This window comes from Pedobacter sp. V48 (assembly GCF_000523515.1).
Classification (GTDB): domain Bacteria; phylum Bacteroidota; class Bacteroidia; order Sphingobacteriales; family Sphingobacteriaceae; genus Pedobacter.
This window is the reverse complement of the sequence record NZ_AWRU01000013.1, coordinates 291,129-307,851: the sequence shown is the minus strand read 5'-3', so window position 1 is coordinate 307,851 and position 16,723 is coordinate 291,129. Positions and strand designations below refer to the sequence as shown.

Below are 16,723 nucleotides of genomic sequence, written 5' to 3'. Positions count from 1 at the left end.
TGCGCAACAAATAGTTGACTTAAGATTAGATGCCTATGCTAACAAATACATGGATGAAAATCCTACTGCAAACAGACAGGAATACATCAATAAGCTACTTGGACCGAATTCTATTGCATTTGGGGCTGATGAGTTGGCTGTTTACAATAGAGGTGAATCTTATAACTGGTTAGATCAGATCACTAAAAAGGGAGTACAGCAAAATCATACCGCTACGTTTTCAAAAGGAGGTGAAGATGGATCCATGTACGTCAGCTTTAACTACACAGATCAGGGTGGGTTATTAAAAACTTCCGATTACAAACGATATGGTGGGCAGATCAACCTTGATCAGAAAATTAAACCATGGTTTAAAATTGGAACTAATACTGGTTTTTCCAGAACGGAAGAATCATATATAGATGGCGGGGTATTCGGCATAGCCGCTAATGCGAATCCGCTATTGCCTATTGACGATAAAATAACCTATTTAAGCTGGAAAGGAATTCAGAGTACAGACCTTTACAACCCAATAAGAAGTTTAACGATAGATGGTAAAGGAAAACAGAACCGTTTGCTTACTTCAAATTATGCAGTGGCAACGCCAATTCCCGGTTTAAATATTCGTACAGGTGTATCATTCGACGTAAGATCACAAGATTACTTTAATTATATTCCGAAAGACCTTGGACAGTCGCTGCGCAATTCATATAATGGAAGGGCAACACAAAAGAAAGAAAGCTGGATGAACTGGCAGTGGGATAATTCGGTGTCTTACGAYAAMTCTYWYKRRARAYRYMMYWWSYCAGGTTTAGTGAGTTTTGGTTTATCTCAGAACAACTACAATTACAATCAGATCGACGCTTCGGGCTTTGCCACCGATGATTTCTCTTACAAGTATCTTGGAGGTGCCTACCTAAAAGAGCAATTTCAGTTAGGTTCAGATTTCGTAACTAACTCCCTGATTAGCTATGTAGCAAGATTTAATTACAACTACGGTAATAAATATTTTGCCACCTTAACAGGTAGATATGATGGTTCATCGAGATTTGGTAATGGCAATAAATGGGGCCTATTTCCCTCACTTGCCCTGGCTTGGGACATCTCTAAAGAGAGTTTCTTTGAGGGTATAAATGTTGATGCGCTAAAATTACGCGCAGGATACGGTATTGCGGGTAATCAGAACATCCCTAATTTCGCATATCGTTCGCTATACAGACCTGTTTTCTCAGATAACTCTGTAACCTATGTTTCAGATGGCCGTTTGGGAAATCCAAACCTTGTATGGGAAAAGCAAAAGCAGCTGAACTTAGGTCTTGACGTAACTGTATTCAATAATAGATTGACATTTAGCGCCGACTATTTCATTATTCATAATGATGACCTTCTAATGGAGAGAACTTTATCGACCACTTCGGGTTTTAAAAATACCATCGATAACGTTGGCTCATTGTTAAACAAAGGAATTGAATTTAACGTTAATACCAAGATTATTGATCAGGAGGATTTCAAATGGGATTTTGGCGTAAACCTATCCTCTTATAAAAATAAGATCACAAAGTTATATGGAAGTGTTGACGCGATCTATAATTATGGAGGATTTACAGGAGTAGATATACAGAGAGAAGGAAACTTATTTTTGAATCAGTCGCTAAATTCTATTTACACTTATAAATTCGAAAAAATAGCTCAACAATCAGATCTTGAGAGAATTAAGGGTATTGATTATGGAGGCCGTACGATTCATCCGGGTGACATTATTCCGGTTGATGTAAATGGGGATAATAAGATAGATGATGCCGATAGAATTGTGGTTGGTAAAAAGGACCCTAAATTTTATGGTGGTTTCTCTACAAATTTTGCTTACAAAAACCTGTCGCTAAATGCAGTGTTTAACTACAACTACGGAGGTAAAGCGATTAGCGGTTTATACGAAGGTTTGTTGAATGGTTCAGGAGAGTATGCTGGAATTACGGATGTGCTTGATCGCTGGACACCGGAAAATACCAATTCTAACATTCCAAGAGCCTACACCGGCAGTGGGCGTTATGGTGTCGGAGAAACTGATTACGCGGTTCAAAACACCTCTTTTTTAAGGATGGCGGCACTTTCGTTATCTTATAACTTCACTGAAGGATTTGTTAAGAAAGCAAAAATGAGCAATCTGAGAGTGTATGTAACAGGTAGAAACCTTTTTACGATTACAAAGTACAAAGGGTACGATCCTGAAGGTGGAGATGGATACCCAACATCAAAAATGTTTGTTGCCGGTATAAATGTTGGATTTTAATATTACGAAGATGAAAAAGAAATATAGTTTAATAGTATTGGCATTTATGATATTGCTAACTAGTGGTTCCTGTAAGAAATTCATCACGGAGGACCCGCAAACCGCCTTAACAGAAGAAGAGGTTTTTAAAAGTCTGGATAATATAGAACCGCTGGTTTTAGGCCTGTATACCAGCTGGCGAAATACCAAAAAAGATAGAGGTGGCTTTATCTTTACAATGGGTACAGACGAAGCACAACAAGGTGCCTATCAGGTTCGGACAGACGATCGTCAGGCAGGTATCGACAGATATAATGGCTTCCTTAGTGCCAGCAACACAGCGCTTGCAGAGCAGTGGAATAGCAGGTGGCCAGTTATATCGGCGGCGGCGAAAGTTGTATACGCTTTGGGCTTAAATACTGAGGAGTCTGAACGTAAAAACATTATTCTTGGTGAGGCCAGTTTCATCAGAGCTGCGCTTACATTTGAAATGACTCAATATTGGGGCGAAATTCCTATTATCGACCAGGCCAAATTCAAAGAGTATGGTACCAAACGCCAACCTTTAAATATGGTATACAGCTTCATTATTACGGATCTGGAGAATGCAGTTAAGTATTTACCTGTAAGTCAAACCGACAAAAGAAGAGCCACTAAGGGCGCTGCCCAGGCTTTGCTTGGAAAAGTATATCTCTATGCACCTGAAGCATCGGGTGCCAAGGATTATGCAAAGGCCAGAGATATGTTTAAACAGGTTGTAGAAAACGGTGGTTATAGTCTTGTACCTAAATATGCAGATCTATGGGACCCGACCAAACAAAATACAACTGAATCTATTTACGAATTTAAGTTTAACAATGTTTATCCGGACAATAACCAAACACAGTGGCAAATGGGATCACGCTCATTGGCTGAAGTCGACCAGTATTGTTATTTTGGAGGTTATGACCTAATGGTACCTACCAAGTACTGTTATCAGAATACATCAGACGGTGGTGTATGGGAAGACGGAGATGTTCGAAAGAACGAAAGCATTCGTTATGATTTCACCTACAAAGGTAAGGTTCCAACTTTAAATCCAGCGTTTGGTGGTGACGAGCTTGATCCTCACGTTAAGAAATTTGAGGACCCTAGAACCGAAGGAAAGCTTAGCTTCTGGTTATCAGGAAAGAACATCTTTTACCTCCGTTATGCAGATATTCTGTTATGCTATGCTGAAACATTAAATGAAACTGGTGCCACCTCACAAGCAGTAGATCTAATTAACAGCACCATCAGAACAAGGGCATGGAATGGCAATTTACCGGCGGATAAAAGATGGAATGCAGGCATGTCTCAACAAGATTTCAGAGCCAATATCATGGACGAAAGAATGCGTGAGTTGTGTTTTGAAGGATGGAGAAGGATGGATCTGATTAGAACAGGTAAACTGGTTGAACTTGCAAAACAAAGAAATAAATGGACCAAAGAGTCAGGAAGCATCCAGGAATATCATAATCGCTATCCAATTCCATTGCAGGAGATAAAACAGAACGACGACATAGCTGAATCAGATCAAAACCCTGGTTACTCAAACAATTAGGGATAATGAGCAGCAGCAGCATATCACGGAAATCCTGGGGCAACTATAAAAACAAAGACATCTATCTCTTTAGAATTGAGAATGAGACCGGTGCCTTTGTAGAACTAACAAATTATGGCGCTACAGTTGTTTCAATTGTAGTGCCGGACAAAAATAATTGGTTAGGTAATGTTATTCTGGGGTTTCCGGAGCTGCAGGGTTATCTGGACGACACTTGTTATCTGNRYTCWRCTNNAKGTCGWYKTKCYRWTAGAATCGGCGGGGCTAGCTTTAATCTCGATGGTGTAAACTATATGCTTGAGGCAAACGACCATGGGAATTCAAACCATAGTGCATCAACAGGATTCAATAGTAAAGTATTTGATTATAACATAGATGATGACCTATTAATATTCAGAATATTAAGCAAGGATGGAGAAGGAGGGTATCCAGGCAACCTCACCTTAGAAGTCTGTTATCAGTGGGCCGTAGACAATACGCTTTTAATTACATATACCGCGGCGACAGACCAGAAAACCGTAGTTAACATTACAAATCATTGTTATTTTAACTTATCAGTTAGCGGCCGCAATTTTCTTAATCATCAGCTCACAATCAATGCAGAAAGTATGGTGGAAGCATCAGCTGATTATATTCCAACTGGCAGGATTATAAAAACAAACCCGGCCGAACTAAAAGATCTGAAAGCCATAAACACGTGTTATGTATTAAAAGAACAAGGCGCTGCTGCTACGCTGACTGATCAGGACTCCGGACGCAAATTGGAGATATCCACCAGTTACCCAGGGCTCATGCTTTATACCGGTGATTACCTGGAAAGCCAGCACGTCGGTCACTCGGGGAAGCCCTATAAACCGTTAGATGGCCTCTGTTTAGAATGTCAATATTATCCCGACAGCCCAAATCACCCAAACTTTCCTTCAACAATACTTGAGCCTGATCATTTGTATCAGGAAAGTATCACCTATAAATTCAGTACCGAAACTTACCACATATGAAACCAAACCCAGTTCTGGCAATCTTCCTCTTCATTTTTTGCCTATCAGCAGAACTCGATGCCAAAGATAAAAGCTACCAGTTAAGCGCTCCCAATAATACACTTAAGGTAAAGGTGAACATCGGTGATGGCATCACTTATTCCGTATCTTTTAAAAACAAAATAGTTATTCTTCCTTCAGCCATAGCGATGATACTTCAAAACAAAGTATTGGGTAAAGCTGCACAAGTAAAAAATACAAGAACTTTAAGAGGCAAAGATTTCAATGAGTTATCCATTGAAATGTCTGATCAGGGATACTCCTTAATTTTTAGAGCCTATGACGAAGGTATTGCTTATCGTTTTGTGACCAACTTTAAGGATTCGATACAGGTAGTTGCAGAAAAGGCTACATTTAACATCAATGGAAAACCAGCAGCTATACTGCAGGAAACAGACAATTATACAAGCTGGGAAGGACCCTATGCCCGACACGCATCGATTGCAGAAATATCAAGTGGGAAACGCGCTACAACTCCTGCACTTTTTGATGATAAAAGTACCGGAATAAAAGTAGTTATCGCAGAGTCGGATTTATTCGGTTATCCGGGCATGTATATTCAGAAACAAGGTGCTCAGTATATTGGTGATTGGGCGAAGTACCCAACCAAGGCCGTTATGGGTAGCTGGGGTGATTTTGTTTCTGTAGTAAAAGAAAGAGGCAATTTTTTAGCCAAAACTGACGGAAATAGGGCCTTTCCATGGCGGGTGATTATCGCAACCGACAACGATAAAGGCCTGTTGGATAATCATTTGGTAACCCGGCTTGCGCGTCCATCAGAAATTAAAGACACCAGCTGGATTAAACCAGGGARMKCTKCNYGRKMWTGGTGGCATGATGCCATGTTGCCAGGGGCAAGTATTCCATCGGGAATGGAAAACAGGAATACAGCTCTGTACAACTATTATGTTGACTTTGCTGCTGCAAATAAACTGGAATACATGATGATAGATGCAGGATGGTCTAATAACTACGACCTTACAAAAGTTAATCCTAAATTAGATGTTCAAGGTGTAATAAAAAGAGCCAGGGAAAAGAATGTCGGCATATTTTTGTGGTGTGTTGCTTCAACCTTATTAAAAGATCTCAATAAAAATCTGGATTTCCTGCGTTCTATAGGCGCTGCCGGAATTAAGGTCGATTTCTTTGATCGTGATGATCAGGAGGCCATTCAATGGCTTGAACGCATCGCTAAAGAGGCAGCAAAGCGAAAGCTTATGATAGATTTTCATGGCTGTAGCAAGCCAACAGGCTTAGAGACGACCTATCCTAATATTGTAAATTATGAAGCAGTAAGAGGAGCAGAGTCTGACAAGTGGGACTATACCATCAATCCTGATCATCATTTGATCATTCCTTTTGTAAGGATGCTTGCAGGTCCATTTGATTATACTCCAGGTGCAATGCGAAACAAAACTAAGACGGCGTTTAGGCCCATTGACCCAGGACTTCCATCAGGACAGGGGACACGCTGTCATGAGCTTGCCATGTATGTGATCTACGATCAGCCGTTGGGTATGCTCGCCGATTCACCAACTGAGTACGAAAGTGTTCCAGACATCATGACGTATCTTTCGGCTGTACCAACTGTAGCAGATGAAACCAAAGTCATTGATGCTAAATTAGCTGAATATATAGTGATGGCTAAAAGAAAAGGAGAAAACTGGTATGTAGGTGCAATGACCAACTGGACCTCAAGGAACCTTAAATTAGACTTCAGCTTTCTAAAACCCGGGGTAAATTATACTGCCCAAATTTACACAGATGCTCAGGATGCAGATGTGAATGCAACCCATTATGATCTTAAAACAATTAGTGTAAACAACCACACTAAGATAGACCTTAAACTTTCTTCAGGAGGAGGAGCTGCAATAATGATAGAAAAGTCCATCTTTAAGAAATAATAATCTATTTGACCAAGAGAATAAAACCAGCAATTTTAACCTACCAAATAATTAACCTAAATGAGCATAGAGAAAATAAGTTTTAATCATAAGTACATCATCGGCATATCCTTCATTTCTGCCTTAGGCGGTTATCTGTTTGGTTTCGACTTTGCTGTAATATCAGGTGCATTACCTTTTTTAAGAACTCAATTCATGTTGGATGCATGGTGGGAAGGCTTTTTAACCGGATCACTGGCATTAGGATGTATTGCCGGATGCCTGGTTGCAGGAAATATTGCCGATCGTTATGGACGCAAGCCTGGACTCATGATCGCCGCACTTATTTTTGCGCTCTCATCAATCGGTATCGCCTTTTCATCGACCTTAACACTCTTTGTTGTGATGCGCTTCATGGCAGGGATAGGAGTGGGTATGGCGTCTATGTTATGCCCGATGTATATCGCAGAAATTTCACCGGCTAAGGTAAGAGGCCGAAATGTAGCCATTAACCAGTTAACGGTAGTTATAGGAATCCTGATCACTAATCTTGTAAATTATTTCCTGGCTGATTCAGGGCCTGACGCATGGCGCTGGATGTTTGGTTTGGGCGTAGTTCCTTCGCTTATATTTTTAATAGGAGTCTTATGGCTGCCAGAAAGCCCAAGGTGGCTCGTAAAAGCAGGTCAGCAGGCAAAAGCAAAAGAGGTTTTACTCAAACTTGGTTCCGAATCTTTTGTAAATTCAACATTTGCCGATATAGAGAAGTCACTTGTGGGGAACAAGAAACAATCTTATAAGGCAGTGTTTGAAAAGAGTGTGCGACCAGCTGTAATAGTGGGTATTATACTGGCTGTTTTTCAACAACTATGTGGCATAAATGTAGTGTTCAACTATACCTCCACGATATTTGAATCTGTTGGTGCAAACCTCGACAGGCAGTTGTTCGAAACAGTAGCAATAGGAGCAGTAAACCTAATTTTTACGCTATTGGCCATGTGGCAGGTAGATAAACTGGGCAGAAAACCACTTATGCTCATCGGATCACTCGGATTATCGATAGTGTACATCGTACTGGCTTTCCTGCTGCAGAACCAATTCCCCGCAGGTCTTGTTTCTATTTTTGTATTACTTGCCATTAGCATGTATGCCATTTCGCTTGCTCCGGTAACATGGGTGCTGATATCTGAGATTTTCCCCAATAAAATACGCGGAGCAGCATCGTCTGTAGCCATTATATCTTTATGGGGTGCATATTTCATTCTCGTCTTCACTTTTCCCATCCTTGCTAAAAAACTAGGTACTTTTGGGCCATTTTATCTATACGCAGGCATCTGCTTTTTAGGCTTCCTGTTTATTAAAAGCAGGGTTAAAGAAACAAAAGGACAAACATTGGAAGAGCTTGAAGATAATTTTGTAAGACACTAACGAGCGCCTAAACAACCCAAATAAAACTAAAGCATTTAAAATATTATTATAATGAAAAGCATGAGCGTAAACGTCTGGGAAGAACAGGTTACCATACCCACCTATGGCATCGGTAAGCCCAATAAAAACCCTATGTTCTTTGAAAAGAGGATTTATCAGGGAAGCAGCGGCGTTGTTTATCCTAATCCTGTTGTAGAGAAAATACTTGACGAAAAGATCGACAAACAGTATACAGGGCTATTTCTGGAAAATGACTATATCAAAATGATGATTCTGCCTGAGTTAGGCGGACGGATTCAGATGGCATATGACAAGATAAAGGAAAGGCATTTTATTTACTATAATCAGGTAATTAAACCTGCATTAGTGGGTTTAACAGGCCCCTGGATTTCGGGAGGCATAGAATTTAACTGGCCTCAGCATCACAGACCAACCACCTTTAATGCAATTGATTATAAACTCGAAGAAAATAGTGATGGCAGTAAAACTGTTTGGGTTAATGAGGTTGAGCAGATGTTTCATACCAAGGGAATGGCTGGTTTTACCCTTCACCCAGATAAAGCATATATTGAAATTAAAGCTAAGCTGTTAAACAGATCAGAGCTACCACAAACCTTTTTGTGGTGGGCAAATCCGGCCGTAAAGGTAAATGATCATTACCAATCTGTATTTCCACCTGATGTAAATGCCGTTTTTGATCATGGAAAACGAGATGTTTCTACCTTTCCAATAGCTACCGGTACCTATTACAAAGTTGATTACTCACCAGGAACCGATATATCAATGTATAAGAATATTCCAGTTCCAACCTCTTATATGGCCATCAATTCGGATTATGATTTTGTAGGAGGATATGAGCACGATACCGAAGCAGGTTTACTTCATGTTGCAAATCATCATGTTTCACCTGGTAAAAAACAATGGACCTGGGGGCATAGCGACTTCGGTGTCGCCTGGGATAGAAACCTAACAGATGAAGACGGTCCTTATATTGAGTTAATGACGGGTATGTTTACTGATAATCAACCTGATTTTACCTGGTTGATGCCGAATGAGGAAAAGTCTTTCACACAATATTTTATGCCTTACCGATCATTGGGCGTAGTTAAGAATGCAAGTAAAGATATTCTGCTGGCTATTAATAAAATAGATGAAAGAGTTGAACTTAAAATTCATGTAACATCTGTACAAAATAACTTATCGATTAAGCTGACCAATGGCGATAAAACTTATTTTGAAGCGCTCGCAAGTATTACACCTAAAGAGGTTTATGTTAAAGAAATAGCCGTAGGAGCGGATTTTAATGAGAATGAGCTTTTACTAGTTATTAATAGTACTAAAGGACGCGAACTATTGAGATATGAGCCTTCAAAGAATAGAATTAGTGATATCCCTGAACCAGCAAAACCTGCGTTATCTCCTGAAGAGATCAAAAGTAATGAACAATTATTTTTAACAGGACAACATCTGGAACAGTATAGGCATGCAACTTATAGTCCTGTGCCATATTATGAAAAGGCCCTGGAAAGAGAACCAGGAGATGTAAGAAATAACAATGCATTAGGCCTTTGGTATTTGAGAAGAGGACAATTTGAAAAGAGTGAGCCTTATTTTCGCAAATCTATAGAAACCAGTATCCAAAGGAATCCGAATCCTTATGATTGTGAAGCATATTATAACCTGGGCCTATCTCTTAAATTCCAGGACAAACAGGAAGAAGCATATAAAATGTTCTACAAATCTACCTGGAATAAAGCTTATAAAGATAGCGGCTATTTCTCAGTAGCACAGATTGATATGATTAATGAAGATTACGAACTTTCTTTGAATCACATTAATCACTCGATAGATAACAACGCCAACAACAGTAAAGCTTATGTGGTAAAATCTGCGGCTTACAGAAAGCTGGGTCAGGCAGATCACTCAATTCGCACCGCGGATCTGGCTCTGGAAAAAGACGCATTTAATTTAGGCGCATTGTTCGAGAAAGTATGTGTTTACAGATCATTAAACGATGCGTTAAATGAAGAAAAATATTTGAAGGAGCTACTTTCACTAGCCAGAGGATATGAACAGAACTTTATTGAATACGCTATAGACTATGCAGAATCCGGCCTATTCCCTGAAGCAATTGATTTACTTAAATACGCCTTAAAAGGAAAAGAGACAAACCCATTAGTTTATTATTACCTGGGATATTTCCATTATAAATTGGCTCAGATCGAACTTGCCAGTGATTATTTTAAAACGGCCGCTGAAGCAGATTCTTACTTATGTTTTCCCAATAGGCTACAGGAAATAAAGGTTCTAAGAGCTGCGATGCAATTAAATCCAGGTGACTCAAAGGCACCATATTATCTCGGGAATTTATTTTACGACAAGCGCCAGTATGCTGAAGCAATTGCATACTGGGAGACTTCTGCACAATTAAATGGTGATTTTCCAACTGTATTAAGAAATCTGGGCATTGCCTATTTTAATAAACAGAATGATCACGATAAGGCTCTAGGTTATTTTGAAAAGGCTTTTGAATTAGACCCCAAGGATGATCGATTATGTATGGAGCTACATCAACTCTATAAAAGATTAAATAGAAGCCCTAATGAGCGCCTAAGCTTTCTGGAAAGGAATTTGGATACCGCGTTAGAGAGAGATGACGTATACCTGGATTTGATATCAATTTATAATTTCCTTGGCGAGGCCAAGAAAGCACTTCAATTGCTGATGCAACATAAATTCCACCCCTGGGAAGGTGGAGAAGGTAAAGCTTCGGGTCAATATATATANNGCCTTATTGAGCTTGCCAAAGAAAAAATACACAACGAGTCATATCAGGAGGCCATCTCATTGCTTAATGAAGCACAAACTTTTCCGCATAATCTGGGTGAAGGAAAGTTATATGGAGCGCAGGAGAATGACATATTCTATTGGCTGGGCTGTGCTTACGAAGCATTAAATGACGAAGAGAACTCAAAGACGTACTTTAATATCGCAACAAAGGGACTTGACGAACCATTGGCAGCTATGTTTTACAACGATCAGCAACCTGACAAAATATTTTATCAAGGACTGGCCTGGAAGAAACTTGGAAATACAGAGAAGGCTGAACAGATATTCAATAAGCTAATCAGCTATGGTAATCAGCATATTAACGATCAAATTAAGATTGATTACTTTGCTGTGTCGTTGCCAAACCTATTAATATTTGAAGATGACCTTGACACTAGAAATAAAGTTCATTGCTATTTTCTGCAAGGTTTAGGCTATCTTGGCCTTGCAAAATTTGAAAATGCCACTGATGCGCTATGTAAAGCCCTTGAACTGGATGCAGAACATCTGGGAGCAAGGCTTCATTTAGATATGGTTAAACAAAATTTTAATTATACAACGTAATACCAAATATATTTTTTAACATGAGATTTAAGACACACTCAATTCCAGCCTATGCATCATTTGCCATGCTTTCTGCAAGTATAATGTTAAATCCAGGTAAGCTAGCTGCACAAACCATTATACCAATAGAAACGCAAAATAATGCTTTGATATTACAGGCAGATACGAATAAAGATCTGGGAACAGTTTATTTCGGGAAAAAATTATCTAATAGCAGTGAATATGGAGAGGTGTCTGGTGTATTTAAGCAAACTCCGGATTATACAGGGATGCTAAACTCAGCCTACACTGCTTCGGGTTCACGAAATTTATTAGAACCTGCCATAACAGTAACACATGCGGATGGCAATAACTCATTGGATTTAAAGTATGTTAGTCATGATTTAAAGAAGATTAATGATGATGTTTCATTATTAAGTATAGTTTTGAAAGATCCAGCCTATAATTTTACAGTTATGCTTTACTATAAAACATACTATAAAGAAGATGTTGTAGAGCAATGGTCGTCCATTAAACACAATGAAAAAGGTAATGTAACACTTCATAAATATGCCTCAGCTAATCTTCACATAAAAAGTGCAGGTTATTATTTGAACCAATACCATGGCGACTGGGCAAAAGAGATGCAGTCGGAAGAATCAAAACTTACCCATGGCATAAAGACGCTTGACACTAAGTTGGGTACAAGGGCTAATCTTTTTCAGCCATCTGTATTTATGGTCTCTTTAAATAAGCCGGCAACTGAAGATGAGGGTACAGTGCTATTTGGCGCCTTAGAGTATAGCGGCAACTTCCGTACCGACCTGGAAGTGGATTATCAGGATAACCTACGTATTATTTCAGGTATAAATAATTATGCTTCTCCGTACACACTTAAACCAAACGAAGAATTTGTTACCCCTGTATTTCTGTACACCTTATCTACGCAAGGCAAAGGTGTAGCAAGCAGAAATCTTCAAAGCTGGGCAAGAAACTACAAACTTCTGGATGGTAAGGGTACCAGATTAACCTTGCTTAACAACTGGGAGGCAACTTATTTTGATTTCAATGAAAGCAAACTTGCAGGACTTTTAAAGGATACTAAGAAACTAGGAGTAGACTTATTTTTATTAGATGATGGATGGTTTGCAAATAAATACCCTCGTAATGGTGATGTTGCGGGTCTTGGTGACTGGGAAGAGAACAAAGAGAAATTACCTAACGGAATCTCATCATTAGTTAAGGAAGCTCAGAACAACAGTGTGAAATTTGGTATCTGGATAGAACCTGAAATGGTGAATCCTAAAAGTCAATTGTATGAAAAACATCCTGATTGGGTAATTAAGCAACCTAAGAGAGATGAATATTATTTTAGAAACCAATTGGTACTTGACTTAACTAATCCTAAGGTTCAAGACTTTGTATATGGTGTAGTCGATGATCTGTTCACTAAAAATCCTGATTTAGCCTACATTAAATGGGATTGTAATGCAGTTATTTACAATGCACACTCAGCAACCCTTAAAAATCAATCGCATTTTTACATTGAATATGTACGTGGGTTATATAAAGTATTGGAGAGAATAAGAGCTAAGTATCCTAAAGTTCCAATGATGCTTTGCTCTGGCGGTGGCGGTAGGGTAGATTATGCTGCATTGCAATATTTTACAGAGTTTTGGCCTAGTGACAATACCGATCCGCTTGAACGTATTTTTATGCAGTGGGAATATTCTTATTTCTACCCAGCAATAGCAAGCTCTAACCATGTAACCGATTGGGGTAAACAACCAATTAAGTTCCGTACTGATGTGGCCATGATGGGTAAATTAGGGTTTGACATTGTGGTTAGTCATTTAAAAGAGAATGATCTTAAATACTGCCAGGATGCAATTAAAACTTACAATGAGATAAAACCCATCATCTGGCAGGGTAATCAATACCGTTTATCAAATCCAAAAGAATCTAGTGTAGCTTCTATGTTATACATGGATGAAAATAAATCCTCAGGTGTGATCTTTAACTACCTTGTTAATTATAGATATGGTGTAAACAGTAGCCTGCCGATTTTATTAAAGGGATTGGACGCTGCCAAGAAATATAAGATTCAAGAGATAAATCTTTTTCCAGGTACTACTTCTACCATAAAAGGCGACAAATCATACACAGGGGATTTCTTGATGAAAGTAGGATTCAACCCTGATGTGAACTCATCAAGAGCGAGTGTGGTATTAAAAATAGAGGAAGCCAAATAGAATAACAGACAAATACAAGATGGATACCAATTTTGACATGAACGAACACCCGCACACGCGGCAAAATATATTAACGGGAGAATGGGTTTTAGTATCTCCGCACAGAACTAAACGGCCATGGCAGGGAAAGGTAGAATCCCTGCCTGCCGACAACCGACCCCAGCATGATCCTGCTTGTTACCTATGTTCAGGTAACCAAAGAGCAGACGGAAGTAGAAATCCGGATTACACCACCAATTTTGCTTTTACAAACGATTATTCGGCATTGTTGCCAGATACTCCAGTAGGAGAAATAGCTATAGATGGCTTACTGAAAGCCGAAAGTCAGTCAGGAATTTGTAGAGTTATTGCTTTCTCCCCAAGACACGATCTTACGCTGGCAGAACTTGATCTGGTAGCAATTAAAGGGATTATTAAGTTATGGGCACAAGAGTTTAAGACTTTAAGTGATAACCCTTCAATTAAACATATTCAGATATTCGAGAACAAAGGTGAATTAATGGGATGTAGCAATCCTCATCCTCACGGCCAGATCTGGGCACAGAACAGTATCCCCCTTGAGATCCATAAAGAAACAATAAATCAGAAGAAATATTTCCAGGTAAACGGCAGAAGTTTACTGACCGACTATCTTAAAGTAGAGCTTAAAGAGCAAAAGAGAGTAATATTTGAAAACGATAGTTTTGTAGTGTTGGTGCCTTTTTGGGCAGTATGGCCTTACGAAACCATGATTATCAGTAAAAGACATGTAAGAAGCGTGTTAGAGTTTACAGAGCAAGAACAAGAAGACCTTGCATCGGCACTGAAAAATATAACCGTAAGATACGACAACCTTTTCCAGGTTTCATTTCCTTACTCGGCTGGTATGCATCAAATGCCTGTAAACGACGGTGATCATGCCGAATGGCATTGGCACATGCACTTTTATCCGCCACTTTTAAGATCTGCCACAATCAAAAAATTTATGGTTGGATATGAAATGCTTGGCAATCCTCAGCGAGATATCACACCGGAAACAGCTGCAGAAACTTTAAGAAACCTATCTGATATTCATTATAAAAGCAATAATCTTTCATAGTTAAAAAACAAATGGTTTTTATTAACTTTAAGTAGACGTTTAAAGAAATCTACTAAAGTATTAATACCATGGAAAAAGAGGAAATCAAATCATTATTAGAGATTATTGACCAACAAGTAAGTTCTTCAATACTGGGCGGAATGGAAGAACAGTATGAAGAACTTGAAGAGTTGGGATTTATAACAATCAACAGACATAGCGTGCAGCATTCAGCTTCCATAACGCCCTTGGGAATGGAATACCTGGATCAGGAGTAGGGATTTTTTTTCTTCATTGGATATCAATATGTTATAAGTATTTTGGTACGTGTTTTGACAGATAACAATGCCATTGAAATGTCGAACAAAATGAATTAAAAAGTAGTCACTCCTAAACCTCCTCGCTATGAACACTACTGATTTCAACCACCAGCTTAGTCTAAATCAAAGCGCTCTAGAAACTTTTGCCTTTAAGTTCACCCAGGACTATGAGGATGCCAATGATCTGGTTCAGGATACTTTATTGAAGGCGATGCGCTATTCCAGAAAATTCAGGGATGGCACAAATTTCCGGGGATGGTTATATACCATCATGAAGAATACTTTCATCAATAGCTACAGAAGGGGAGTAAAGACAAGGTCGTTCATTACTACCCACGAAGAAATCCCTGTCTCGCAATTACAGAATAGTGCTACAGGGAATTCCGGGGAAAATAAGTTCATGCTTGAGGACATTCATAATGCAATGAAGAAACTTCAACCTGAATATTTAACTCCGTTCATTAAGTATTTTGAAGGCTTTAAGTATCATGAAATCTCTGAAATGCTGCATGTCCCGATCGGAACAGTAAAAACAAGAATACACATGGCCAGGGGGATCTTAAAAAAGAACCTTAAAATGTACACAGATGAGTTTGCAGTTAAAGGTTAATATTTTATGGATTCTTCTCTAGATAGTTGTCAATAGCCTTTTCCAGATCTTCATATCCTTCAGGGGGAAAGCACCTTGATCCTGGATGCTCTATGGTCCATTTTCCGTTGGCCCGGCTCAGTACAATCGGGTCTGGTTCGCCTGTAACCAATTCGACTTTAAATCTGAGGCAGTTATCGGATGAAGTTACAAGAACATCCAGTTCCATGCTCGCTTTCCTGAATCTAACTGGAAATGTTCTCATATGTTGTATCCTCCTATTGTTTAATTACACCTTTAGTAATCATATCATCGAATAATCTTTTATTGAAGTCTGTAGCAAGGGCCTGCGGACTGGAAGGATCCAATGACTTAGTCTGCACGGAATAAATCAGCTTCTCGGTATTCAAGCTATAGAAATTCGCTTCAAGTATGAACTTGTTGGTTACCGTATAATATCCGGGTTCATAAACCCTGGCATACATGGTATGATAATAGCCCCAGAAACGATAGGTTCTAGGCCAGATGCTTACCGAACCAGGATTGTAATTCTTTTCTTTTGTTTTATCGAGTAAAGCAATCGTAAATGTGCCATCATACCCTTTATTTTTTATTTTCTTAAGCGCCTGAGATTCACTTAAACCCTCAAAAGCTTTTGGTCCATACTCGGCCAGTGCAGAGMSMGYATTAATGCCATGGGCCTTAAGATTCTGTACGGTAACGTTCTCTACATTTTCTTTAAGGCTTCTGTCTTTCGCACCCATTAATCCAATTACCAGCACCTTATTAGATTTTTCTATTGTCCCTTGAGGATCAGCCCATGATGAAATGATCTTTGTACTGTTGCAGGCATTTAACAAAATGGCAAATAGCAAAACCATCCCTATTGCACCGGACAACATTAATTTTTTCATGTTTTATAAGTTTTTATACACTTATAACAATCCATAATCTA

10 protein-coding genes and 2 pseudogenes are annotated in these 16,723 nt (G+C 39.1%); 10 read left to right on the top strand and 2 right to left on the bottom strand.

The window, feature by feature from the left end; genetic code table 11:
- Positions 1 to 10 precede the first annotated feature (10 nt).
- From N824_RS13640 to N824_RS13595, 10 genes and pseudogenes are all read left to right on the top strand, one after another.
- Positions 11 to 2,269, top strand: a pseudogene (locus N824_RS13640) (SusC/RagA family TonB-linked outer membrane protein).
- Positions 2,270 to 2,279: 10 nt separating this feature from the next.
- Complete coding sequence (locus tag N824_RS13635) at positions 2,280 to 3,830, top strand: RagB/SusD family nutrient uptake outer membrane protein (RefSeq protein WP_048905784.1); 1,551 nt, start codon at positions 2,280 to 2,282, stop codon at positions 3,828 to 3,830.
- A gap of 5 nt (positions 3,831 to 3,835) precedes the next feature.
- Positions 3,836 to 4,828 carry an aldose epimerase family protein gene (locus tag N824_RS13630; RefSeq protein ID WP_048905682.1) on the top strand — a complete coding sequence of 331 codons (993 nt, stop codon included), beginning with the start codon at positions 3,836 to 3,838 and terminating at the stop codon, positions 4,826 to 4,828.
- Positions 4,825 to 6,771 (top strand): annotated as a pseudogene (locus N824_RS13625) (glycoside hydrolase family 97 protein). Before N824_RS13630 ends, N824_RS13625 begins: the two are co-directional and overlap by 4 nt.
- A 60-nt stretch (positions 6,772 to 6,831) precedes the next feature.
- Positions 6,832 to 8,178: a sugar porter family MFS transporter gene (locus tag N824_RS13620; RefSeq protein ID WP_048905680.1), complete on the top strand. Its 1,347-nt coding sequence runs from the start codon at positions 6,832 to 6,834 to the stop codon at positions 8,176 to 8,178.
- Positions 8,179 to 8,229: 51 nt separating this feature from the next.
- Positions 8,230 to 11,571 carry a DUF5107 domain-containing protein gene (locus N824_RS13615; protein WP_048905679.1) on the top strand — a complete coding sequence of 1,114 codons (3,342 nt, stop codon included), beginning with the start codon at positions 8,230 to 8,232 and terminating at the stop codon, positions 11,569 to 11,571.
- Between the two features lie 20 nt (positions 11,572 to 11,591).
- Entirely contained in the window at positions 11,592 to 13,802 is a 2,211-nt protein-coding gene (locus tag N824_RS13610) for an alpha-galactosidase (RefSeq protein WP_052334137.1), read from the top strand.
- A gap of 19 nt (positions 13,803 to 13,821) precedes the next feature.
- The gene (locus N824_RS13605; protein WP_048905678.1) at positions 13,822 to 14,880 is read left to right on the top strand and encodes a UDP-glucose--hexose-1-phosphate uridylyltransferase; all 1,059 of its coding nucleotides are present in this window, start codon (positions 13,822 to 13,824) and stop codon (positions 14,878 to 14,880) included.
- Positions 14,881 to 14,948: 68 nt separating this feature from the next.
- Entirely contained in the window at positions 14,949 to 15,137 is a 189-nt protein-coding gene (locus N824_RS13600; RefSeq protein ID WP_048905677.1) for a hypothetical protein, read from the top strand.
- Positions 15,138 to 15,264: 127 nt separating this feature from the next.
- Positions 15,265 to 15,789, top strand: coding sequence for an RNA polymerase sigma factor (locus tag N824_RS13595; RefSeq protein ID WP_048905676.1), 525 nt, complete (start codon positions 15,265 to 15,267; stop codon positions 15,787 to 15,789).
- A 4-nt stretch (positions 15,790 to 15,793) separates the two neighbouring features.
- On the opposite strand, the gene N824_RS13590 is transcribed toward N824_RS13595, so the two are convergent.
- A complete protein-coding gene (locus N824_RS13590) occupies positions 15,794 to 16,033 on the bottom strand; it encodes a hypothetical protein (RefSeq protein ID WP_152542262.1) in 240 nt (79 codons plus the stop codon).
- A 13-nt stretch (positions 16,034 to 16,046) separates the two neighbouring features.
- Positions 16,047 to 16,682 (bottom strand): hypothetical protein, encoded by a 636-nt coding sequence (locus N824_RS13585; protein ID WP_048905674.1) that lies wholly within the window; start codon positions 16,680 to 16,682, stop codon positions 16,047 to 16,049.
- Positions 16,683 to 16,723: the final 41 nt, after the last annotated feature.

Excerpts from the sequence above, each read along its gene's own strand:
- N824_RS13600 (WP_048905677.1), top strand. The coding sequence starts at position 14,949 with ATGGAAAAAGAGGAAATCAAATCATTATTAGAGATTATTGACCAACAA.
- N824_RS13595 (WP_048905676.1), top strand. The coding sequence starts at position 15,265 with ATGAACACTACTGATTTCAACCACCAGCTTAGTCTAAATCAAAGCGCT.
- N824_RS13635 (WP_048905784.1), top strand. The coding sequence starts at position 2,280 with ATGAAAAAGAAATATAGTTTAATAGTATTGGCATTTATGATATTGCTA.
- N824_RS13610 (WP_052334137.1), top strand. The coding sequence starts at position 11,592 with ATGAGATTTAAGACACACTCAATTCCAGCCTATGCATCATTTGCCATG.
- N824_RS13605 (WP_048905678.1), top strand. The coding sequence starts at position 13,822 with ATGGATACCAATTTTGACATGAACGAACACCCGCACACGCGGCAAAAT.
- N824_RS13620 (WP_048905680.1), top strand. The coding sequence starts at position 6,832 with ATGAGCATAGAGAAAATAAGTTTTAATCATAAGTACATCATCGGCATA.
- N824_RS13590 (WP_152542262.1), bottom strand. The coding sequence starts at position 16,033 with ATGAGAACATTTCCAGTTAGATTCAGGAAAGCGAGCATGGAACTGGAT.